This is a genomic window from Streptomyces sp. GESEQ-35 (genome assembly GCF_017948485.1).
Taxonomy (GTDB): Bacteria; Actinomycetota; Actinomycetes; order Streptomycetales; family Streptomycetaceae; genus Streptomyces.
Map to the genome: position 1 here is coordinate 71268 of NZ_JAFFSX010000013.1, position 21629 is coordinate 92896.

Here is a 21629-nt window from a genome sequence, read left to right on the forward strand (position 1 = left end):
GAGTGCGGTATTGTTTCCATGCGCGTTCGACCGGGGGAAACCCCAGGTCAGACAGGCACCGGGACGTGGCGCAGCTTGGTAGCGCACTTGACTGGGGGTCAAGGGGTCGCAGGTTCAAATCCTGTCGTCCCGACGGTGCGAAGGGTCTTCGCAGGCGAGAGCCTGTGGGGGCCCTTTTCGCGTGGCACTCGGCGGATCTGCTGAACCAGCGGGCCGGTCGCGGGATCAGGTTGCCGTCTGATCGCTGCGGTTGTGGTCGTGCTGGTGGAGGAAGACGAGCAGGTCGGCGACGGTGAGTCCGGTCTCCGCCGGGTGACGGAGGATGGTGTCCGGCTGGATGCGGTAGGCGTTGGTTCTGCCCTCACGGGTGTGCGTGAGATAACCGCCGCCCTCCAGGTCGGCGATGATCTTCTGCACCGCCCTTTCGGTGAGTCGGCAGCGTGCGGCGATGTCGCGGATGCGGGTGGCGTGGTTGCCTGCGATGGCGGCCAGGACGCGCGCGTGATTGGTGAGGAACGTCCAGCCGGTGTGCGGTTCAGGGGCTTCGGCCATCCCCCCAGGCTAGGACATGCTGTTCATGCATTCAAAAACCTGAAATGGATTTCCGGTATCTCTTGACGGGTAATGGTCGGCGGGGCAACCTGAACTGGAGCCAAATGCCCTCGTTGGAGGCGGCCATGCAGCAGCTACGGATCCCGGATCGCTCCGGCGCCGCAGACGGCAACATAACCGTCAGGGTCTGCGGCGAGTTGGACATGGACAGCGAGGAACAGCTGCGGAGTGCGCTGGAGGACTCCGTCAGCCGGTGTGTACGTCATGTGGAGTTGGACCTGAGCGGAGTCACGTTCTGCGACTGCTCGGGGTTGAACCTCCTGCTGGCCGCGCGGTGGCGTGCCGTCAGACAAGGGAAGACCCTCACCGTGCGGGCGGCCAGCCCCGCCGTGCGCAAGCTCCTGGTCGACACGGACACGTGGCCGCTGTTCGCGGGCACCCAGCAGACGGAGGACGTCCTGAGCGAGGGCCAGGAAGACCTGCGGAACGAGGTCGCTCAACTGCGCCGCGCCATGCGAACGCGCCCGGCCATAGACCAGGCCACAGGCATTCTGATGGCCACGTTCTCCCTGAGTTCCGAGGACGCGTGGGCCGTGCTGGTCGCGGTCTCCCAGAACACGAACACCAAGCTTCACCAGGTCGCCGAGGAACTCCTGACGGCCATCAACGGCGAAGCGCTCCCCGACACGCTGCAAACGAACGTGGCCGCGGCGGTGAGCGCGCTCCGCGACGGAGCGGCACCTCCCGGATGACGCCCCCGAGGCGCCATGTTCAGCCCAGGCGTGACCCACCGTGATCACGACGGGGCACGACGTGCGGGGCTGCGTGGACCGGGAGATATTCGAAGAGGGCAGACCCCTGCGGTGTTGTCTCTCTCAGCGACCTGGCTGTCGAACGTGCCAGGCGCAGAAAGAGGAGGAATGTTGTGAGCGCGCACCCCAGTGAGAAACTCGTTGTCCGCGAAACGGGGTGGTCGAAGGCCCGCCATCAGCGTGGACAGGAGATGCGTACCTGCATCCCCGCGGTCGAGGCCGAAGACACCGAACCTGCCGCCGAGTCGGGCCGGGAACCGAAGGCCGTCACCATCGTCAGGGGAGACGACTGACCACTTGGGCGACTTGCCTGGCAACCATCACCGATGAGGGCATGGTGACCGTCAACGGCTTGATGGTTCCTCCTCGTTCCCTGTGTTCAGGACCGTCGCGCGAAATGATGCGACGATCGGGCGGAGATCGATCTGGTGCCAGGCGGCCCACAGGCGTACGGACCTCTGGAACCAGGGGAGTTCACGGACGGTGACGCCTGCTGTGCGGCCGTGCAGCATGCTCTTCTGCACGAATGCCATGCCGAGGCCGGATGCGACGAGGCCGAGCGCGGTGAGGGGGTCGGGGGCTTCGAGGCGGATGTCGGGAGTGAACCCGGCGGCGGCGCAGGCAGCGACGAAGTCGTCCCGCCAGGCGCGGTCCTGGCTGTCCTCGACGACGATCCATGGCTGGGTGTCCAGGTCCGCGGGCAGGACCTCCGGCGCGTCGGCGAGAGGGTGGCTGCTGGGCATGGCAAGGAGCAGGGGGTCCTTGAGGAGGAGCGCGCCGCGCAGGTCCGGGTCCGCTTCGGGGGGCGCCTGTGGGACCAGGGCGATGTCCAGGCTGCGTTGGCGCAAGCCCTCGAACTGCTGGGTCGCGGTGAGGTCGTAGAGGGCGACGTGGATGCCGGGGCGTTCGTCGTGCAGTTCGCGCAGGGCTCGGGGCAGGAGGCCGGTGTGCATCGCGTCGCCGACGTACCCCACGCACAGGCCACCCTCTTCCCCGCGACCGAGGCGTCGGCCGAGGTTCTCCAGGCGAGCGGCGTGCCGTAGCAGGGCCTCGGCCTCGGAGAGGAAGACGCGGCCGTCGGAGGTGAGACGGATGCGCTGCTGGGTGCGTTCGAACAGGGTCAGCCCCAGGTTCTTCTCCAGCTGGGCGATCTGCCGGCTCAGGGGCGACTGGGAGATGTGCAGGCGCTCGGCGGCCCGGCCGACGTGTTCCTCCTCGGCGACGGCCACGAAATAGCGCAGTTGACGCAGGTCAAGCATGTAAGACCTCACGAGACTCAAGTATGTCCAAGTGAGTCTTGGACAGTCTGACCTATCGATCCTAACCTCGACAGAGCAAGAGCCGCGGAGCAGGACAAACCATTCCGAACTCCGCGCTACGCAATGGAGAGAAGGATCTTCCTCATGGGCATCAAGTCCCTTCTGCCGGGCCCTCTCGGCTTCGGCACCGCGCCGCTCGGCAACATGTTCCGCGCCATCCCGGACGAGGAGGCCGCGGCCACCGTCGAGGCCGCCTGGAACGCGGGCATCCGCTACTTCGACACCGCCCCGTTCTACGGCGCCGGCCTGTCCGAGATCCGACTGGGTGAGGTCCTTGCGGGCCGCCCGCGTGACGAGTTCGTGCTCAGTACCAAGGTCGGCCGCGTCATCCTCGACGAGACAGAGGACCCTGCCGCCCGCGAACTCGGCGAGAAGGGCGGCCTGTTCGAGCACGGCCGCCCGAACAAGATGATCGACGTCTACACGGCGGACGCCACCCTCCGCTCCATCGAGGACAGCCTCACCCGCCTGAAGACGGACCGCCTCGACATCGTCTGGGTGCACGACGTCGCCCAGGACTTCCACGGCGACGACTGGCTCGCCGTCTACGAGACCGCGCGCACCGGCGCCTTCCGCGTCCTACAGCGGCTTCGTGACGAAGGTGTCATCAAGGCCTGGGGTCTCGGTGTCAACCGTGTCGAGCCGATCGAGCTCACCCTCGACCTGGACGAGCCCAAGCCCGACGGGTTCCTCCTGGCCGGCCGCTACACCCTCCTCGACCACGACCGGTCCCTGGAGCGTCTGCTGCCCGCCGCCACCGAGCAGGGCGTCGGCATGGTGGTCGGCGGCCCCTACAGCTCCGGCATCCTCGCCGGCGGGCAGCACTTCGAGTACCAGAAGGCCCCGGCGGAGATCATCGCCAAGGTGGAGCGGATAAAGGCACTCGCCGCCGAGCACGGAGTCGGCATCAAGGCCGCTGCCCTGCAGTTCGCCCTGGCCCACCCGGCGACGGCGGCCGTCGTCCCCGGCGCAACCCGGCCCAGCCGTATCGCCGAGGACGTCGCCGCTCTGAACGAGAGCGTCCCGGCAGCCTTCTGGACCGCCCTGCGCGACGAGAAGCTCATCGCCGCCGACGCCCCCACCCCCACTGCCTGACACACGGCACACCACAGAGAGCACCCCCCCCATGGCCACCACCACCGTCTCCCTCGACCTCCCGCAGAGCCCCGACCGCGTCTGGCAGCTGATCGGCGGCTTCGGCTCCCTGCCCGACTGGCTGCCCTACATCCCCCACAGCGAACTCGGTGAAGGCGGCCGCACACGTCGCCTGACCAACCAGGACGGCGGCGTCATCGTCGAACGCCTCCAGGCCTTCGACCACGACGCACGCACCTACTCCTACGCCATCGAACAGGCGCCCTTCCCGGTGACCGCGTACCTCTCCACGCTGAGCGTGCACGCCGTCCCCGGCCGCCCCGACGCCTCGCGCGTCGAATGGTCCGGCTCGTTCACCCCGGTCGGCGTCAGCGACGCCGAAGCCGAGGACCTCTTCCACGGCATCTACGCCGACGGGCTCGCCGCGCTGCTGGAGACCGTGAGCGCCTGAAGCAGAGTGCGGCACACTCGCCCGTCGGTCCGGGAACGAGACGTGGGCTCAGTTGAGGGTGTCGGGATCCGGGCCGGTGCGCAGGCCGCGGTCGAGTGCGGCGATCGCGGTCATCTCCTCGTCCGACAAGGTGAAGTCGAAGACGTCGATGTTCTGCTGGATCCGGGTCGGCGTGACCGACTTGGGGATGACGATGTTGCCCAGCTGAAGGTGCCAGCGCAGAACCACCTGGGCGGGGGACCTGTCGTGCCGGGCCGCGATGTCCGTCAGCGCGGGCTCCTTGAGCATCGCGCCCTGCGCGAGCGGGCTCCAGGCCTCGGTGGCGATGCCGAGCTCGGCGTGCAGGGCGCGCAGCTCGGCCTGCTGGAGACCGGGGTGCAGCTCGATCTGGTTGACGGCCGGCACGAGCGAGGCGCCGTCCAGCAGCCGCCGCAGATGGTCGGGCTGGAAGTTGGAGACGCCGGCGGTGCGGACCCGGCCGTCGGCCACCAGCTTCTCGATGGCCTTCCAGGAATCCCGGTACAGATCACGGGCCGGGGTGGGCCAGTGGATGAGATAGAGGTCGACGTGGTCCAGGCCCAGCTTGGCCAGGCTGGCGTCGAACGCCTTGAGCGTGGCGTCGTATCCCTGGTCGGCGTTCCACAGCTTGGTGGTGACGAACAGCTCGTCACGGGTGAGGTCGGAGCCAGCGAGGGCGTTGCCGACACCGGTCTCGTTGCCGTAGATGGCGGCGGTGTCGATGGAGCGGTAGCCGGCTTCGAGGGCCGCGGTCACGGCCGCGGTGGTCTCGGCGTCCGGGACCTGGAAGACACCGAAGCCGAGCTGCGGGATCTGGGCGCCGTTGTTGAGCGTGACGGTGGGAACGGTGGGGGCCATGTGTGGTTCCTTGCTTTCCATCGGACGGTGCTTGGCGAGTGCCCGGATCTCGAAGCGGAATTCGGTGTTCCCGCTCGGGATCCGGCGTGGGGCAATGACGACCGGCGCGCGGCCGGTAGTGAACTGAACGGTCAGGCCAGGGTCCCGACGGCCGTTGCGGCGAAGCCGTGGTCCTGCTCGGGAGCGCCGCCGCCGACACCGATGGCGCCGATCAGGCGTCCGTCGCGGTGGACAGGCAGGCCGCCCGCGATGAACAGCAGCGGACGGTCGAGCGCGGTGGGCAGGCTGTGGAAGGGGCCGTGGGGCTTGACCAGATCGACGAGGTCGGCGGTCGGAGCGTTGAGCTGGAGAGCGGTGTACGCCTTACGGGTGCTGGTCTCACCGGAGATCAGGACGGCCTGGTCGTCGCGGCGGAAAGCCAGCAGGTGCCCGCCGGCATCCAGGACGGTGACGCTCACGGGGACTCCCGCGGCCTCGGCGGCCCGGCGGGCGGAGGTCAGGAGGACCTCCGCGTCCTGGGTGGTGAGCGGGGCGACAGCGGTGGTGGCAGTGGTGGTGGCAGTGGTGCTCATGGCAGGTTCCTTTCGCGGTGCATGAATTGAGTGGGGTGGGGTGGGGTGGAGTGTGGCGCCGTGTCGCGGTGGCTCAGTGCCGGACGGCTGCCGGTAGGTCCTCGCTCCCCGGGGAAGCGACGACGTGGCCCGCTGCGCGGGTGCGGCGGTCCAGGTGGGCGGCGAGGAAGGCGAGCAGCAGGGCGGTGCCGGAGAGAAGGGCGCCGACCCAGTTGGGGGCGGTGTATCCCAGGCCTGCGGCGATGACGATGCCGCCGAGCCAGGCCGCGAGGGCGTTGCCGAGGTTGAAGGCGCCGATGTTGGCGGCGGAGGCCAGGGTCGGGGCGGCCGAGGCCTGGTCGAGCACCCACTTCTGTAGCGGCGGCACGGTCGCGAAGCCGAGGGCGCCGATCAGGGAGAGGGTGATCGCGGCGAGGACCTTGTTGTGGGCGGTCGCGGTGAACAGCAGCAGGGCCGCGGTCAGGGCCGCGAGGGTGGCGAACAGCATCGGCATCAGGGCACGGTCGGCGAACCTGCCGCCGAGCAGGTTGCCCAGGAACATGCCGACACCGAACAGCACGAGCAGCCACGTCACGGCGCCCTCGGTGTAACCGGCGACCTCCGTCATCATCGGGGTGATGTAGGTGATCGCGGCGAACACTCCGCCGTATCCCAGAACTGTCATCGCCATGGCCAGCCATACCTGCACGTTGCGGAACGCGGCGAACTCGGTGCGTACGTTCTCAGTCTGCGGTCGGCCCATTTCGGGCACCAACCTGGCGACGCCCAAAAGGCCGACGATGCCGAGCGCGGCGACGACGGTGAAGGTGACGCGCCAGCCGGCGGCCTGCCCGATGTAGGTGCCGCCGGGGACACCGACGATATTGGCCACGGTCAGGCCCATGAACATCAGGGAGATGGCCGAGGCCTTCTTCTCCGGGGCCACCAGATCGGCTGCGACCACGGAGCCGATGCCGAAGAACGCGCCGTGCGCGAGGGAGGCGGTGATGCGGCCGATGAGCATGACGCCGAAGCTGGGGGAGGCGGCGGACAGCGCGTTGCCGACGACGAACAACGCCATCAGGAACATCAGCATCTTCTTGCGGGACACCTTGGTGCCCAGCGCGGTCAGGAGCGGGGCGCCGATGACGACGCCGAGGGCGTAGCCGGAGACCAGCCAGCCGGCCGTCGGGATGGTGACGCCGAAGTCATCCGCGACCTGGGGCAATACACCCATGATCACGAATTCGGTGGTGCCGATACCGAAGGCGCCGATGGCCAGGGCCAGGAGCGCGAGAGGCATGGGGAGCTGCCTTCCGAGTGATTGTGTGAGGCGCTTACGGCACATGACAATAGTTGCAGACGCCGTATACGTGCAAGCGCGGTAAACAGTGGAATGTGTTTGTCGTCGTATGCAACTATGGTGGGGCGGTCCGCTGAACGAGGCGGCACTGTGCGAGGCGCTCGAAGAGGCTGCCGAAGATCCACGGCTGGAGGCTCTGGTGCGCACGGTCGAGGCGGTGCAGGTGTCGACGGCGCTCGCCGCGTGAGGGATCACGATTTGAGGAGTTCATCATGACCGCTACATCTGGTACGCCCCAGCGCACTCCCGAGGAGATTTTCGAGGATCACGGAACCCGTCTGGGCACGGCAGATCTCGACAGCATCAGTGCCAACTATGCCGAGGACGCCGTCTTCATCACCCCCGCCGGGGTCCTGCACGGCAGGGAAGGGGTGAAGCGGGGCATAGCCGCTCTGCTGTCCGATCTGCCCGACGCGGACTGGCAGTTGAAGCCGCAGTTCGCCGGGGAGGTACTGTTCTTGGAGTGGTCTGCTGTCAGTCCCCATGGCCGAGTCGATGACGGAGTCGACACCTTCGTCTTCCGCGACGGTCTGATCCAGGCGCAGACCGTGCGCTACGTCCTTCGGCGGGATTGAGCAGGGGCGCTCCGGCCGCGGGGTGCTCACCGGCGTGGGAGCCGCGGAACGCCGTACGGCTCTGGGGCTGGGGCCGACCTCGGTGGTCGTGCTGCTGAGCACTGAGGGCACGGCTGCGAACCCGCTGCGCACTCGGGCGAGGGCTCAGTTCTCCTGAATCACGGACAGGACGTTGCCCGCCGGGTCCCTGAACCAGGCGATCGCCGTTGGGCCGCCTTCGGGGCCCCGGACGATGCCCTTGTCGTCGGATCCGAACTCCGGGTAGCGCTCCATGCTCACGCCGCGCTGCGCCAGCCCGTCGACGGCCGCCTCGATGTCGTCCACGGGGAAGTTCAGGATCGTGAAGCTCGCGGGTGTGTGGTTGTCCTTGGGGTAGACAAAGACGCTTGCGCCGCTGCCCAGCTTGATCGTGAGCATCCTCATGTCGCCTTGCCCGCTCTCCTCCACCTGGAGGCCGAGCGTCTCGCCGTAGAACTGGCGGGCCCTGCCGAGGTCGTCGACCGAGAAGCCGCTGAACGCCTTCGACTGTCCGAACATGCCGTTGTCTCCTTCGCGTGGTCCGTCCCGGATTTCCGAGGCCACCCCCAGCGGACCACCACCCGGACCTCCGCCTCGCGGGCTCGCGTCCGGATGGTCGCCGCGCGTCACCCTCTGGGAGCCTTCGGCGGCCGGCGGATTCCCTCCGCCCTGGGGTGCACGCGTGCGTGCCGTCAATGCCCTCGGCGCGGCTGGAAAGGCACCCAACGGGACACATGGGCCGAGGGACTCCGGGTAGTCGGGCGTTGGCCCTCGATCGGGGCCGTCCCCCTCACCTTCGACCCGCCGATTGGATCAGCCATGACCAACTTCTCTCGCAACGGCGCCGCCCCCGCCGTACATCTGGCCCTGCGCGCCATGGTCGCGGGCGACGCGGACCAAGCCGAGCTGAACACCCTGGCCGGGAGCGCGGTCCTTGTCCCCACCGGTGCCACGGAACTTCAGGAGCAGGATCCCGGGGCAGTGGCCTTGCCCCTCTACGAGCAGGAGGACGGCACGGAACTGGTGCCGGTGTTCACCACCCGGGCACGCATGGAGCAGGCGCACCCTCAGATCACAGAGCATCAGCAGGTGACGCTCGGCGCGCTCGCCCACATCTGGCCGTCCGAGAAGCTGGCGCTGGTCATCGACGGCGGCACACCGGAGGAAGTCGCGCTGACGGCTCAGGGCGTCAGGCAGCTGCTCGATCGCGGCGCCGCCTGAGGCCGAGGGGGGGAGCGCCGCATCTTCTCTTCCCGGCTGCCTAGTGCGGTTGCGGGGTGACGCGCACCCGCGAGCCGAAGGCCAGAGTGCGGCCGTCGCGCACGGCGACGACCTCGGGGTAGGTCGCCTCCAGCGACCGGCCGCCGCTCGACATCAAGCTCGACATCAAGTGCGTCCGGCCGCCGTCCGGCACGGCCAGGGCGCGTACGCCGTCCAGTTCCGTTCGAAGAGCCAGCCGTCGTCGAAGGACCGCCGATTGCTCTCGTCGGGCGGCGGGGAGACGGTCCGGCAGCCCGGTCATCGTCCGTCGTTCTCCTGTCCACCGGCCTCCCGGGCCACCTGCTTCAACGTGCGTCCGCTGAGCACCGCCGCCGTGCAGTTTGGCGCCGTCCAGCCGGAACGAGACGTGGCCCTTGCGCAGGGCATCGGCGAAGGGGATCTCGTCGCCGGACCGGTCGACGGTGAGATTGCTGTAGCTTCCCTCGTCCCACACGATGACGGTGCCTCCGCCGTACTCGCCCTCGGCGATGACGCCTTCGAACTCCCGGTACTCCAGCGGGTGGTCCTCGGTGGGCATGGCCAGCCGCTTTTCGTGCGGGTCGGCGGAGGGCCCCTTGGGGACGGCCCAGGACTTCAGAACCCCGTCCACCTCCAGCCGGAAGTCGAAGTGCATCGTGCTCGCGTCATGAATCTGCACCACGAAGCCGGGCTCGTCGCCGGCCCTCCCGTCCCTGCCCCGCGGCTCTTCGGTCCTGGAGAAGTCGCGCTTGCGGTGGTAATCGGCCAGCGCATCCTTCGTCGCGCTCATCAGTGCTGGAGGTGCGGTCCGGCCATCGTGTCCGGCCCGGCGACCTGCGTGCGTCGGGCGCGCAGGCGGCTGTGACGCCCGTGAACCGCCCCGCGCATCGCCATGGCCAGACCCAGGCTGAAGATCAACGCCAGTGCGAGGCCGGAGCAGAAGATGGCCAGGGTGTTCAGGGTGACGATGTCGTTGCCGAGCACCGACACGGTGTACTCGGGTCCGCCGGACAGGTTGCCGGCGATGGCCAGGCCGGTGAACGTGCCACTGGCCGCGAGGAGGAGCAGTCCGATGAACAGCATCCGAGTCATCTCCTCAGAGAGCCTGAGAGGACCCCCAGGGGTCATGTCGCCGCTACGGGTACCCGTGACCTGGCGGGTCACACGGGCCGGTGGCGTGGACGGGCAGGGCCTGCCCGTCCACGCGAAAGCTGAAGGCGGCCACCGAGCGCCGAGTGAGTAGTGCCGTTATGCCCACGTGATCGAAAACCCGTAACTACACTCGCGCCCCATGCGTACCCCCAGCCTCGCCAAGCAGTGGATGAAGATCTCCTCAGCCGTGGGCAGAGGTGAAACCCGCAGCGGAGGTGGACTCTCGTGACGGCCGGGCTGAAGCCACGCCGGAAAGCCCGTCACAAACAGAGCCGCGACCCACGCGCCCACTGGCTGCTGCTGGCCCTCACTCTCCCCGCCCTGTTCGCCGTGCTGCTCTTCCAGGGCTGGACCGAGCACGAGGTCGATGCCGCGAAGACCCGGTCGCCGTGCACCTCGCCCGTGCCGGATGCCGTGGCGAACGGCGGGCCGGTGATCGGGATCAACCGCAACGGGATACAGACGGCGGCGATGCCGCCCCGCACGGTAGCGCTCACCTTCGACGGCGGGCCCGACCCCGTATGGACTCCGCGCCTGCTCGACCTGCTGCGCACGAACCGGGCACGCGCCACCTTCTTCGTCAACGGCGCCCGAGCGGCCCAGTACCCCGAACTGATCCGGCGGATCCGCGCAGAGGGGCACGAGATCGGCTCGAACACGTACACCGGCGCGGTTCTCGGCGAGTCCTCGACGCCCCGCTTCGACGCCGAACTCGACATGACCCAGGCCGCGTTGGCGGGCGCCACCGGTCTGCACACCAATCTGCTGCGGATGCCGCGGACCACGACACCGGACACGCTGTGCGGCCGCGAGTGGCAGGCGGCCCGGCGTGCCACCGCGTACGGCTACGTGCTCGTCGCCGCCGACAAGGGGTCGCGGAAACCGGCGCTGGGGACGGTCAGGCAGTTGAGCCAGACGGCCACCGCGTACCAGGAGGCGAAGAAGCTGCTCGGGAACCGGAACGTGGACCGGTTCACCACCGTGTCCACGGGACTCGACCTCGTCCCCTACTCCTCCGCCTCCACCCTCGATCGATGGCAGGGGCAGGGACTGATCTGGGCCACGGCCGCCGGGCGCGCCTTCTCCACGGCCATGATCTGGACCCTCGGCATCGCCGGCGGCCTCGGTGTGCTGCGGCTGGTGCTGCTCGCCCTGTTCGCCCGGGCTCATGTGCGCCGGCTGGAGCGGTTCCGGCCGGGGGCGCCCTGGATGCGGGAGGTGACCGGGCCGGTGACGGTGCTGGTGCCGGCGTACAACGAAGAGGTCGGCATCGAGTCCACCGTCCTTTCGCTGCTCGACTCCACCCACCAGAAGCTCCAGATCATCGTGATCGACGACGGGTCGACCGACCGTACGGCCGAGATCGCCGAGGGGATCGGGGATCCGCGCGTGGAGGTGATCCGCAAGCCCAACGAGGGCAAGGCCGCCGCGCTCAACTCCGGGCTGGCGCGGGCGCGGTACGACATCGTGGTGATGGTCGACGCCGACACCGTCTTCGAGCCCGATGCCATCGAGCGGCTCATCCAGCCGCTCGCGCACGCGGCCGTCGGCGCCGTCAGCGGCAACACCAAGGTGGGCAACCGGCGCGGGCTGCTGGCCAGATGGCAGCATCTGGAATACGTCTTCGGCTTCAATCTCGACCGGCGCATGTTCGAGGTCCTGGAGTGCATGACGACGGTGCCCGGTGCCATCGGCGCCTTCCGTCGGGACGTGGTGCTGGGCGTCGGAGGGCTCAGCGAGGACACCCTCGCCGAGGACACCGACCTCACGATGGCCCTGTGGCGGGCGGGCTGGCGGGTGCTGTACGAGGAGTCCGCCGTCGCCTGGACCGAAGTACCCACGTCGGTACGCCAGTTGTGGCAGCAGCGCTACCGTTGGTGCTACGGCACGGTCCAGGCGATGTGGAAGCACCGCGGTGCCTTCTTCAGCGGGGGCACGGCCGGGCGCTTCGGCCGGCGCGGACTGCCGTACATCGCGCTCTTCCAGGTCGCCCTGCCGCTTCTTGCGCCCGTCATCGACGTCTACGCGCTGTACGGCGTGCTGTTCCGCGATCCGCTGGTGTCGGCCCTGGTGTGGTTCGCCTTCCTCGGCGTCCAGCTCGCCACGTCCGGCTACGCCCTGAAACTCGACGGCGAGCGGCTGCGGACACTGTGGACGATGCCGTTCCAGATCATCGTCTACCGGCAGCTGATGTACCTGGTCGTCATCCAGTCCCTGGTCGCCCTGCTGCTCGGCAGCCGGCTGAAGTGGCACCGCGTCAAGCGATCCGGCTCGGCCGCTGAACAGATCGGTGGTCCCGTTCCGTACAAGAGTCTGCGGATGCGTTGACCCTTCGAGCAGAACCAGCGGGACGGGTGGATGAACGACTGGACCGACCATCCAGGAGACCGCCGGACGGCGAGAGCGGTGCCGGGCGCCGTGCCACCGCCCCCGGTGGTGCCTCCGCCCTCGACCCGCACGGCCCCCCTGCCCGGCATGCCCTCGCCCGCCACCCCCGGCCGCTACGACCAGAGCGCCTACGACCGCCGCAGCCGGACCCCGGGGCGCCGCCGCACCCGACGCCGCCGCGTCCTGTGGACGGCGGCCATCCTGTCGGCCGCGCTGCCGCTCTCCGGCGTCGGCGCGTACGTCTGGGCCGACACCCGCCTCAACCAGGAGGTCGACCTCGGCGCCCTCACCGGCCGCGCGCCGCTCGGCGAGGGCACCAACTACCTGGTCGTGGGCTCCGACAGCCGCGAGGGCCTGTCCCTGAAGGACCAGAAGGACCTGAACACCGGCTCGACCGAGGGCCGCCGCACCGACTCGATGATCCTGCTGCACACCGGGGCCGGCGGCACCACGATGCTGAGCCTGCCGCGCGACTCGTGGGTGACCCTCCCGCCGTACGTCGACCCGGACACCGGCAGGCGCTACGCCGCCACACCGAACAAGCTCAACGCGGCGTTCTCGCTCGGCGGCCCCGACCTGCTCGTCCAGACCGTGGAACGCAACACGGGGGTGCGCATCGACCACTACGCGGAGATCGGCTTCGCCGGCTTCGTGGGCGTCGTCGACGCGGTGGGCGGAGTCGACATGTGCCTGGAGAGGGCTGTGCAGGACAAGGACTCGGGCGCCGACCTGCCCAGAGGCTGCCAGACCCTCGACGGCGCCGAGGCCCTGGCGTTCGTACGGCAGCGCAAGCAGGAGGCACAGGGCGACCTGGGGCGCACCCGCAACCAGCAGAAGTTCCTGGCCGCGCTCGCGCAGAAGGCGGTCACGCCGTCCACCCTCCTGGACCCGACCAAGTCCGTCCCGACGGCCGGCGCGGGCCTCGACACCCTGATCGTGGACAAGGGCACGGATCTGCCCGACCTCGTGTCACTGTTCGAGGCGATGCGGGCGACCGCGTCGGGGAAGGGCAACCAGCTCAACGTGCCCGTCTCCGACCCCGACTTCCGTACCTCCAAGGGCAGCGCGGTGAAATGGGACGAGCGGCGGGCGCGGGCACTCTTCACAGCGCTGCGGAACGATCGGGTGACGCCCGCGGGATGACTACAGGAACGGCGTACCCGCGTCGAGCCCGGACAGCACCCGGCCGTACAGCTCCAGGTTGGTGGCCGGGTTGACGAACGAGTGCAGGCTCAGCGCCCGCAGATCGCGCACGGTCCGCTGGATCGGCACGTCCCGGTGCAGTGAGGAGGCACCGGATGCCGAGCCGATCAGCTCGGCGGCCTCCGTGCACAGCCGCGCCACATAGCCGCTCCCTGCCCGGATCCGCGCCCGTTCCTCCGTCGTGTACGGCTCCCCGCTCGCCGCCCGCGACTCGATCAGCGTGACGATGTCGCCGGTCAGCAGCTCGGCACAGGAGACCTTCAGCGCGGCCTCGGCCGCTTGCAGGTGCGTGACGGCGGCCTCGCTCTGCCGCTCGTAGAAGGTGTACGTGATGCCGCGCCGGTGGATCCGCTCCCGGAACTCCGCCAGCGCCGAGCGCGCCAGGCCGAGCGCGTTCGGCGTCGTCCAGGCGCAGAACAGCATCAGCACCGGCATCCGGTAGAACGGGTCGTCCGCGTTGGCCTTGGACGGGAACTCCCCGCCCAGCAACGGCCCGACCGGCAGCACGCGATGAGCCGGCACGACGACGTCCCGGGCGACGACGCTGTTGCTGCCGCTGCCCGCCAGTCCTGTCACGTGCCAGTCGTCGAGGACCTCCAGCTCGGCCATGGGAACGGCGGCCCACAGGATCTCGGGAGGCTCGTCGCCGGACTCGACCCGTGCGGTGAGCAGATGCCAGTCGGCGTCCTGACAGCCGGTGGCGAAGGGGGAGGTGCCGTTGACGACGTACCCGTCCTTGGTGGGGACGGCGGTGGCATCCGGGATGAGAGTGCCGCTGACCCGTACGTCCGGGCCGGTGAAGATCTCGTCCTGCGCCTCGTCGGGAAACAGCGCCGCGATGTACGCGCACCCCGCCTGGATCAACGCCATGAACCCGGCCGAACCGCACGCGGCGGCGACCTCGGCCAACGTGTCGACCTGTGTCCGCAGGCTGCTCTGACAACCGCCGTACCGCCGGGGCACGTTCATCCGGAAGACTCCGGCCTCGGTGAGGGCGTCGACGACTTCACGCGTGACGCGCCGTTCCTGCTCGGTGCGGAAGGCGTGTTCGCGGATGAGGGGACGTAACGCTCGTACGCGGGCCACGAGTTCGGCGTCTGCACCGGACGGTGCGGAGGACGGAGTCATGAACGCACCGTCACGCGGACGACCGGGGCTGTCAACGACGCCTGCCGAGCCGGGAGCAGCCGAAGGGGTAGTAGGGTGCGCAGGTTGCACGGCTTGGAGATGTGTGGCAGCGCCCAAGGGAGAGGGGCCAGGCGACGATGCGGGCGTCAGAGGTCCGGCGTGCGGTTTCCGCGGCCATGTCGATCGCCTCATCACTCGACCTGACAGCCGACGACGCGATCATTCTCAATGACTCGAACAAGCTCACTCTGCGCCTCCTGCCTTGTGACGTCCTGGCCCGGGTGGCACCGGTAGCGCAGCAGGTCGCACAGTTCGAAGTCGAGCTTGCTCAGCGGCTCGCCGAAGCCGGATGCCCTGTCGCTGCTCTGGAGCCCCGAGTGGAGCCACGCGTCCATGACCGTGATGGCTTCGTGGTCACGCTGTGGACCTACTACGAACCCGTGGCACCTCAAGAGATCCCACCGGCCGACTACGCCGGTGGGCTCGCCCGGCTGCATGCCGGCATGCGCGAAGTCGATGTCCCGGCGCAGCACTTCACGGAGCGAGTCGAGCAGGCCCAGCAACTCGTGGCGAACCGCGACCGCACTCCGGCGCTCGTCGACGCCGACCGGGAGCTGCTCGGCGACACGCTACGACGCCTGAGACGAGTGATCGGCGAGCGCGGCGGCGCCGAGCAGCTGCTGCACGGCGAGCCGCACCCGGGCAACGTGCTCACCACGAAGAACGGGCTGCTGTTCATAGACCTTGAGACGTGTTGCCGTGGGCCCGTCGAATTCGACCTCGCCCATGCGCCCGAAGAAGTCGGCGAGCACTATCCGGGTGTCGATCAAGACCTGCTGCGCGAGTGCCGGATCCTCGTGCTGGCGATGATCACAACCTGGCGCTGGGATCGAGACGACCAACTCCCCGACGGGCGCCGGCTGGGCACAGAGTGGCTCGGCCAGATCCGAGCAGCACTCGATCGCAACGGCCTGGATACCCACGGCTGAGGATCAGTGTCTGCGCCGGGCGTGTGGTAGTCGTACGGGCGGGACGCCTTCGACGACGGTGTTGCTGATGGCTCCGATGCCCTGAACGGTCATGGTGACGGTGTCTCCGGGAGCGAGCGGAGGCGGTTCCGGCAGACCGCCGTGGCGGCCCCACAGTTCGGCCAGACAACCGCCGTTGCCGCAGGTGCCGGAGCCCAGGACGTCGCCGGGGCGGATCCATGTGCCGCGGGATGCGTAGGCCACCATCTCCTCGAAGGTCCACGCCATGTTGGCGAGGCTGTCCTGGCCGACGCCTTCTCCGTTGACCTCGACGGTGAGCAGGAGGTCGAGGAAGCCGTCGGTGTCCCGGTGGGGTTCGAGCTCGTCGGCGGTGACCAGCCAGGGGCCGAGGGTGGTGGCGGTGTCCTTGCCCTTGGCCGGGCCGAGTTTCACCTTCATCTCGCGGCCTTGGAGATCGCGGGCGGACCAGTCGTTGAGGACGGTGTAGCCGACGATGTGCTCGCGGGCCTGTTCGGGGGTGAGGTCCCGGCCGGCCCTGCCGATGACCGCGGCCACTTCGAGTTCGAAGTCGAAGCGCTTGCAGCCCGGGGGGACGGGGACGTCGTCGTGGGCGCCGATCACGGCGTACGGGTTGGTGAAGTAGAAGGCGGGGGCGGTGTACCACTCGGCGGGGACCGTGTCGCCGTATCCCTGGGCGATGCCCGCGACATGGCTTTCGAAGGTCATGAAGTCCCTTACCGTGGGCGGCTGAAGCGGGGGCAGCAGCCCTACGTCGGTGAGGGGCAGGGGGACGGACCGGTTCAGGGCGCGTGTGGCGGCGGTGCGCAGGCCGTGCTCGCCCTCTTCGATGAGCTCAAGGAGTTCCCCTGGCCCGTCGAAGGGGTGCACCCGATCGTCGACCACGACTCCCGACTGCTGCTTCCCGTCGTACAGGAACGTCGCGTACTTCATGCCTGGTCCCCTTCTGTCTTTCCGGTGAGGTCGGCGCTGCGCGGCCTGACGCCGAGGAAGACGGCGGCGATCGCGGCGGCGGCCACGCAGGCGGCGGCGGTGAGCAGGAGTCCGTTGTTGTATCCGTCGGCCAGGGCACGCTCGGTGAGCGGGGCGATCTTGGCGCTGAGCGGGCCGAGGTCCGCGGTGTGCAGGGCCAGGGGGCCGCCCGCGTCCAGGACCGCCGTCGCGGTGCCGTGTTCGGCGGGGGTGAGCGGCGCTGCGCCCAGGCTGCCGGTGAGCTGGTCGGCGGCCATGGCGAGCGCGACGGCGCCGACGAGGGCCGGGCCGAGGGTCTGGCCGAGGTCGCGGACCAGGCTGGTGGTGGCGCTGGCCATGCCGGTGAGGTGGGGCGGTACGACGTTGACGGCGGCGGCGGTGACCGCGGCGACGACCAGGCCGAACCCGACGCCGTTGAGGACGAGCGGGCCGAGCAGCGCGGGAACGCCGGTCTCGTGCACCGGTACGGCACGCAGCCACAGTTGGGCGGCGGCCAGGGCGGTGAAGCCGGTGACGAGCATCGGACCGGGGCCGACCTTGTGCAGCAGGCGGGCCAGCAGCGGCCAGATGAACGGGGTGATGCCCTGGATGATCAGGAACGGCACGGCGGCCCGCAGCGGGCTCTGGTGCTGGATGACGCCGAGACGGATGCTCAGGTCGTACGCGCCGCCGAGGAAGCCGAACATGCCGATCACCGCCATGGCCGCCGACGCCGCGAACGCGCGGATGCGGAACAGCTCCAGGCGCAGCATCGGCGAGGCGCTGCGGGTCTCGGCCACGACGAAGGCTCCCAGCATCAGCGCGGCGACGACGAAGGAACCGACCACGGGCACCGATCCCCAGCCGTCGGTGGGGCCCTGGATGATGCCGTACAGCAGCGTCAGCAGGGCGAGAGCGATGGTGATCTGACCGGGCCAGTCCAGCGAACGGCCTTCGGGGGCGCTGGACTCGGCGGTGAGGAACCAGGCCGCGACCGCGGTGATGAGCGCCAGGACGCCGGCGGCGGCGAACGCCCAGTGGAAGGAGGTGTGTTCGACGACTGCGCCGGACAGCAGCGGGGCGATGAAGGCGCCCAGGGACAGCGCGGTGGTCCAGGAGGCCAGGCCGCGGGCGCGTGCGGCCGGGGTCGGGGTGCCTGCGGTGATCATGGCGAGGGAGGCGGGGAAGAGGGCCGCGGCGCCGATACCGGAGAGCGCCTGCCCGGTGATCAGCTGCGCCGGCGAGTCGGAGAGGGCGGAGACCAGGTAGCCGACCGCTGCCAGGAGTGCGCCACCCACCAGCAGTTTCTTACGGCCGTACAGGTCGCCCACGACACCGAAGGTCAGCGCGAGGACGGCGGCGGGGACGAGGAACGCGTCGCTGATCCAGGTGAGTTCGGCACCGGAGGTCTGAAGGGAGCGCTGGATGACACCGTTGATCGCGGCGGGCAGGACGAGGCCGATCTGAGCGAGGCAGACCGCCAGACAGGCCGCGATGATCGTGCCGGTGTGCCGGACGGGCGGGGCGCCGGACGAGCCGACGGGCGGGCCGGTGGGCGGGTCGTATGCGGGGCTGGAGACCATGTCTCCTCCTTGATGGGTACGGCACAGGGCCGGGGGATGCGGCCGAGGAGGCGGAGGGGTCGGGGCCGACGCGGCTCAGTGGCCGGGGCAGGGGGAGCCGAGGTCGGCCATACGGTGGAAGAGCCGGGGGCCGTCGAGCGGGGGCAGTTCGGGGTCGAGCTCCCGGTAGACGGTGTGCACGTTGACCGCGAGGCGTTCGCTCTCGTCGAGGTCGGCGAAGCGTCCGAGACGGATGTCGCGGGCGGCGTCCTCGGCGGGCATTCCGGCGGTGAAGCGGGCGCTCGCCTGCTGGTGGACGTACATCAGGTAGTCGCGGACGTCGCGCACGGTGTCCTTGGTGGCGACCGGGCCGTGTCCGGGCACGACGGTGTCCACGTCGAGGCGGAGCAGGAGATCGCAGGCGGCCAGCCAGTTGGCGAACGGGCCGTGCCACACGACGGGTGTGGACCCGGCGAAGACGATGTCACCGGTGTAGACGGTCCGCGCCCGCGGGACATGGACGATCGTGTCCCCGGTGCTGTGCGCGGGGCCCACGTCGATCAGCCGGACTTCGGTTCCGCCGATGTCGAGGACCGCCTCGCCCTCGAAGATCCGGTTCGGGAGCCGGCCGTGGATGCCGGAGTACTCGAAGCGGCCGAAGATCCGGCGGGCGAACCGCCCGCCCGTGCTCTCTTCGGCGATCAGCGCCCGCATCTCGGCCGGCCCCACCTGCCGCATGTCGGTCAGCGTTCCGCGGGCCGCGATGATCTCCGCATGGGCCACGAGCTGGTTGCCGAACCAGTGGTCGCCGTTGCCGTGCGTGTTGACCACTGCCGAGATCGGTGCGTCCTCGGTCACCGGCGCCAGCCCGTCGAGCATGGCCCGGGTCAGCCGCAGGTCGAAGAGGGTGTCGACGAGCAAGGACGCGCCCCGGCCGGTGACCAGCCCGGCGTTGCTCATCCCCCATCCCGCCGCGTCCGCCATCCAGGCGAAACAGCCATGGCCGAGGTCGACCCGGCCCGCTGGCGAAAGCACGGAAGCCACGCTGCCTCCTGTTCGCGTCCCGCACGCATGCGTCGCGAGACTGCAATCTATTGATGGACTTGAGTCCATCAATAGAGCGCAATCTAAAGAGGTGGCGCGAGGGGGGTCAATACCCGTGCACGCCGTGCTGTACTGGAGGCCATGAAGATCCCGGAGGCAGGAGCCGCATCGGAACCGGTCGCTGCGCCCGGCGGGCGCCGTGAGCGCAAGCGGCAGCAGGTGCGTGACCAGCTCTACGCCGCGGCGCTGGACCTGTTCGTCTCCCAGGGATACGAGGCGACGACCATGGAACAGATCGCCGAGACCGCCGATGTCGCCCGGGCCACCGTCTTCAACCACTTCTCTCAGAAGGTCGGCTTCCTGGAGGAGTGGGGCGCCCGTCGTCGGGCCCGCGCCGCGGAGATCCTCGGTGCGCAGAACGGGGAGGGTCTGTCGGTCGGAGACCGGCTGCGCCGCTATCTCCGCGAAATGGCCGACCTCAATGTCTCCTCCCGCGCGGAGACCGCCGTCCTGATGGACGCCTCCGCCCGGTTCGGTGGCCTCCTCCAGGACCGGTCGCTGGAGATCGAACTGGCGAAGATCGTCCAGGAGGGGTGCCGGCACGGAGAGATCAGGACCGGCGTCGACCCCGACCAGACCGGCGCCATCCTGGCCGCCTGCTACTTCTCCGCCGTCCTGCGCTGGGTCCGGGTCGAGCCCGCTCCGTTCGACCTGCGCGACCGCCTCGACGGCGCGCTCGACATCATCCTGCGGGGTGTCCTCGCCGGGGCGGGCGAGCCTGTCCGAACGGCATGAGATCCCTGCTTCCGCCGGCGCCGGGGACTGGATCGTCGCGGGGCGGGCACTCGGGTGCCGCCCGTGAGGAGAGCGTTTCGGGCACCGCCGATCGGCTAGTAGGAACATATGGTGCAAATCGGATACACGATGATGACCGAGCAGGCCGGCCCCCGTGACCTGGTACAGCACGTGGTGGCTGCCGAGCAGGCCGGATTCGACTTCTCGGTCACGTCCGACCACTACTTCCCCTGGCTGGAGGAACAGCGGCACGCGCCGTACGCGTGGAGCGTCCTCGGCGCCGCGGCGCAGGCCACCTCCACGATCCCCCTCATGACGTACGTGACCTGTCCGACGACCCGCTACCACCCGGCGGTCGTCGCCCAGAAGGCCGCCACCACGCAACTGCTCGCCGAAGGCCGCTTCCGGCTCGGACTCGGATCCGGCGAGAACCTCAACGAACATGTCGTGGGCGGCGGCTGGCCCGCCGCGCACGTACGCCTGGAGATGCTGGAAGAGGCCGTGGAGATCATCCGCGCGCTGTTCGACGGCGAGAACGTCAACCACCACGGCCCGCACTTCGACGTGGAGAACGCCCGGCTCTTCGACCTGCCGGACGAACCGCCCCGGATCGGCGTCGCCGTCTCCGGCGAGCGCTCCTGCGCGCTCGCCGGCCGACTGGCCGACCTGTTGATCGCCACCGAGGCGAAGGCCGAACTGGTCGACTCCTTCGAGCGGCACGGCGGCAGCGGCAAGCCCAAGGTGGGCCAACTGCCCGTCTGTTACGACCCCGACAAGGACGCCGCGATCCGGCGGGCCCACGAACAGTTCCGCTGGGCCCTCGGCGGCTGGCCGGTCAACTCCGAGCTGCCCGGACCGGCGAGCTTCGACACGGCCACCCGGCACATCCGGCCCGAGGACGTCGCGGAGACGATCCCGTGCGGCGACGACGTCGACACCTTCGTCGAGGCCGTACGCCCCTACGTCACCGCCGGATTCACCGAGATCGCCCTCGTCCAGGTCGGCGACGACCACCAACTCCCCTTCCTGGACTGGGCCGAGAAGAAGCTGCTGCCCGCGCTGAAGGACCTCTGAGCGGACGACCGAAGGGACGATCATGGCCATAGCGACGTACTGCCTCGTAGCCCTGGACTGCCCGGACCCACCCGCGCTCGCGGAGTTCTACGCGGGGGTGCTCGGCGGTGAGGTCAAGCAGCACAACGACGACTGGTACGACCTCCACGCCCCTGGCGGACACCGCATCTCCTTCCAGCGGGTCCCGGACCACCGGCCGCCGGACTGGCCGCACGCCGACGAGAACTCCCAGCAGCTGCACCTGGACTTCACCGTGCCGGACATCGACGCGGCCGAGCCCCAGGTGCTGGCCCTCGGCGCCACCCCGCTCGACCTGGACGACAAGGACGGCAGCCGAGGCTGGCGCGTGTACGCGGACCCGGCCGGCCACCCGTTCTGCCTGTGCCGGAGCTGACCGCCGGCGGCTGACGTCGACGGCCGAACGACCGACTGCCGAGTGGCCGACTGCCGACCTACCGAACGTCGAACCACCGA

General features: G+C 69.5%; 23 protein-coding genes, 1 tRNA gene and 1 pseudogene. 13 read left to right on the top strand and 12 right to left on the bottom strand.

Annotated features, from left to right (window positions below; translation table 11 throughout):
* Positions 1–59 precede the first annotated feature (59 nt).
* A tRNA-Pro gene (locus KCH87_RS24950) sits at positions 60–133 on the top strand.
* Between the two features lie 92 nt (positions 134–225).
* Here the strand turns inward: KCH87_RS24950 and KCH87_RS24955 are convergent.
* Complete coding sequence (locus KCH87_RS24955) at positions 226–552, bottom strand: helix-turn-helix domain-containing protein (protein ID WP_210588471.1); 327 nt, start codon at positions 550–552, stop codon at positions 226–228.
* Positions 553–656: 104 nt separating this feature from the next.
* Between KCH87_RS24955 and KCH87_RS24960 the strand changes: the two genes are divergently transcribed.
* Positions 657–1304 (top strand): ANTAR domain-containing protein, encoded by a 648-nt coding sequence (locus tag KCH87_RS24960; RefSeq protein ID WP_247196763.1) that lies wholly within the window; start codon positions 657–659, stop codon positions 1302–1304.
* A 404-nt stretch (positions 1305–1708) separates the two neighbouring features.
* Here the strand turns inward: KCH87_RS24960 and KCH87_RS24970 are convergent, their stop codons facing one another.
* Positions 1709–2623, bottom strand: a complete 915-nt coding sequence (locus tag KCH87_RS24970; RefSeq protein ID WP_210588473.1) for a LysR substrate-binding domain-containing protein — start codon at positions 2621–2623, stop codon at positions 1709–1711.
* Positions 2624–2767: 144 nt separating this feature from the next.
* On the opposite strand from KCH87_RS24970, the gene KCH87_RS24975 reads away from it, so the two are divergent.
* Both KCH87_RS24975 and KCH87_RS24980 read left to right on the top strand, forming a co-directional pair.
* The gene (locus KCH87_RS24975) at positions 2768–3778 is read left to right on the top strand and encodes an aldo/keto reductase (protein ID WP_210588474.1); all 1011 of its coding nucleotides are present in this window, start codon (positions 2768–2770) and stop codon (positions 3776–3778) included.
* Positions 3779–3809: 31 nt separating this feature from the next.
* Positions 3810–4229: an SRPBCC family protein gene (locus tag KCH87_RS24980; RefSeq protein WP_210588475.1), complete on the top strand. Its 420-nt coding sequence runs from the start codon at positions 3810–3812 to the stop codon at positions 4227–4229.
* A gap of 48 nt (positions 4230–4277) precedes the next feature.
* Here KCH87_RS24980 and KCH87_RS24985 read toward each other — a convergent pair whose 3' ends face one another.
* The 3 genes from KCH87_RS24985 to KCH87_RS24995 all read right to left on the bottom strand — a co-directional run bounded on the left by KCH87_RS24985 (position 4278) and on the right by KCH87_RS24995 (position 6959).
* Complete coding sequence (locus KCH87_RS24985) at positions 4278–5105, bottom strand: aldo/keto reductase (protein WP_210588476.1); 828 nt, start codon at positions 5103–5105, stop codon at positions 4278–4280.
* A 131-nt stretch (positions 5106–5236) separates the two neighbouring features.
* Positions 5237–5677 carry a heme-binding protein gene (locus tag KCH87_RS24990; protein ID WP_210588477.1) on the bottom strand — a complete coding sequence of 147 codons (441 nt, stop codon included), beginning with the start codon at positions 5675–5677 and terminating at the stop codon, positions 5237–5239.
* A gap of 73 nt (positions 5678–5750) precedes the next feature.
* On the bottom strand, positions 5751–6959 hold the full coding sequence (locus KCH87_RS24995; RefSeq protein ID WP_210588478.1) for an MFS transporter: 1209 nt from the start codon (positions 6957–6959) through the stop codon (positions 5751–5753).
* A gap of 109 nt (positions 6960–7068) precedes the next feature.
* Here KCH87_RS24995 and KCH87_RS25000 point away from each other — a divergent pair, with 109 nt between their 5' ends.
* Both KCH87_RS25000 and KCH87_RS25005 read left to right on the top strand, forming a co-directional pair.
* A complete protein-coding gene (locus KCH87_RS25000) occupies positions 7069–7206 on the top strand; it encodes a hypothetical protein (protein ID WP_210588479.1) in 138 nt (45 codons plus the stop codon).
* Between the two features lie 25 nt (positions 7207–7231).
* Positions 7232–7594 carry a nuclear transport factor 2 family protein gene (locus KCH87_RS25005; protein WP_210588480.1) on the top strand — a complete coding sequence of 121 codons (363 nt, stop codon included), beginning with the start codon at positions 7232–7234 and terminating at the stop codon, positions 7592–7594.
* Between the two features lie 144 nt (positions 7595–7738).
* Here the strand turns inward: KCH87_RS25005 and KCH87_RS25010 are convergent, their stop codons facing one another.
* A complete protein-coding gene (locus KCH87_RS25010; RefSeq protein WP_210588481.1) occupies positions 7739–8131 on the bottom strand; it encodes a VOC family protein in 393 nt (130 codons plus the stop codon).
* A 300-nt stretch (positions 8132–8431) separates the two neighbouring features.
* Here KCH87_RS25010 and KCH87_RS25015 point away from each other — a divergent pair, with 300 nt between their 5' ends.
* A complete protein-coding gene (locus KCH87_RS25015) occupies positions 8432–8833 on the top strand; it encodes an SseB family protein (protein WP_210588482.1) in 402 nt (133 codons plus the stop codon).
* Between the two features lie 232 nt (positions 8834–9065).
* On the opposite strand, the pseudogene KCH87_RS49250 reads toward KCH87_RS25015, so the two are convergent.
* Positions 9066–9641, bottom strand: a pseudogene (locus tag KCH87_RS49250) (DNA polymerase ligase N-terminal domain-containing protein); the annotation flags it as partial.
* Positions 9641–9934, bottom strand: coding sequence for a hypothetical protein (locus KCH87_RS25025; protein WP_247196764.1), 294 nt, complete (start codon positions 9932–9934; stop codon positions 9641–9643). The gene KCH87_RS25025 and the pseudogene KCH87_RS49250, both read right to left, overlap by 1 nt.
* A 294-nt stretch (positions 9935–10228) precedes the next feature.
* Here KCH87_RS25025 and KCH87_RS25030 point away from each other — a divergent pair, with 294 nt between their 5' ends.
* Positions 10229–12331, top strand: a complete 2103-nt coding sequence (locus KCH87_RS25030) for a glycosyltransferase (protein WP_308298902.1) — start codon at positions 10229–10231, stop codon at positions 12329–12331.
* A 30-nt stretch (positions 12332–12361) separates the two neighbouring features.
* Positions 12362–13534 carry an LCP family protein gene (locus tag KCH87_RS25035; RefSeq protein WP_210588484.1) on the top strand — a complete coding sequence of 391 codons (1173 nt, stop codon included), beginning with the start codon at positions 12362–12364 and terminating at the stop codon, positions 13532–13534.
* On the opposite strand, the gene KCH87_RS25040 is transcribed toward KCH87_RS25035, so the two are convergent.
* Positions 13535–14722: an acyl-CoA dehydrogenase family protein gene (locus KCH87_RS25040; RefSeq protein WP_210588485.1), complete on the bottom strand. Its 1188-nt coding sequence runs from the start codon at positions 14720–14722 to the stop codon at positions 13535–13537.
* A 137-nt stretch (positions 14723–14859) separates the two neighbouring features.
* Between KCH87_RS25040 and KCH87_RS25045 the strand changes: the two genes are divergently transcribed.
* Positions 14860–15711, top strand: a complete 852-nt coding sequence (locus tag KCH87_RS25045) for a phosphotransferase enzyme family protein (protein ID WP_210588486.1) — start codon at positions 14860–14862, stop codon at positions 15709–15711.
* Between the two features lie 3 nt (positions 15712–15714).
* Here the strand turns inward: KCH87_RS25045 and KCH87_RS25050 are convergent, their stop codons facing one another.
* The 3 genes from KCH87_RS25050 to KCH87_RS25060 form a co-directional block, all read right to left on the bottom strand.
* Positions 15715–16662 carry a fumarylacetoacetate hydrolase family protein gene (locus KCH87_RS25050; RefSeq protein WP_210588487.1) on the bottom strand — a complete coding sequence of 316 codons (948 nt, stop codon included), beginning with the start codon at positions 16660–16662 and terminating at the stop codon, positions 15715–15717.
* Positions 16659–18263 (bottom strand): MFS transporter, encoded by a 1605-nt coding sequence (locus KCH87_RS25055; RefSeq protein WP_210588488.1) that lies wholly within the window; start codon positions 18261–18263, stop codon positions 16659–16661. The genes KCH87_RS25050 and KCH87_RS25055 overlap by 4 nt, the downstream gene beginning before the upstream one ends.
* A gap of 75 nt (positions 18264–18338) precedes the next feature.
* Positions 18339–19286 carry an MBL fold metallo-hydrolase gene (locus KCH87_RS25060; protein ID WP_210588489.1) on the bottom strand — a complete coding sequence of 316 codons (948 nt, stop codon included), beginning with the start codon at positions 19284–19286 and terminating at the stop codon, positions 18339–18341.
* A 141-nt stretch (positions 19287–19427) separates the two neighbouring features.
* On the opposite strand from KCH87_RS25060, the gene KCH87_RS25065 reads away from it, so the two are divergent.
* From KCH87_RS25065 to KCH87_RS25075, 3 genes are all read left to right on the top strand, one after another.
* The gene (locus KCH87_RS25065; RefSeq protein WP_210588490.1) at positions 19428–20081 is read left to right on the top strand and encodes a TetR/AcrR family transcriptional regulator; all 654 of its coding nucleotides are present in this window, start codon (positions 19428–19430) and stop codon (positions 20079–20081) included.
* A 108-nt stretch (positions 20082–20189) separates the two neighbouring features.
* Complete coding sequence (locus KCH87_RS25070) at positions 20190–21155, top strand: LLM class F420-dependent oxidoreductase (RefSeq protein WP_210588491.1); 966 nt, start codon at positions 20190–20192, stop codon at positions 21153–21155.
* A gap of 22 nt (positions 21156–21177) precedes the next feature.
* Positions 21178–21549, top strand: coding sequence for a VOC family protein (locus tag KCH87_RS25075; protein WP_210588492.1), 372 nt, complete (start codon positions 21178–21180; stop codon positions 21547–21549).
* Positions 21550–21629: the final 80 nt, after the last annotated feature.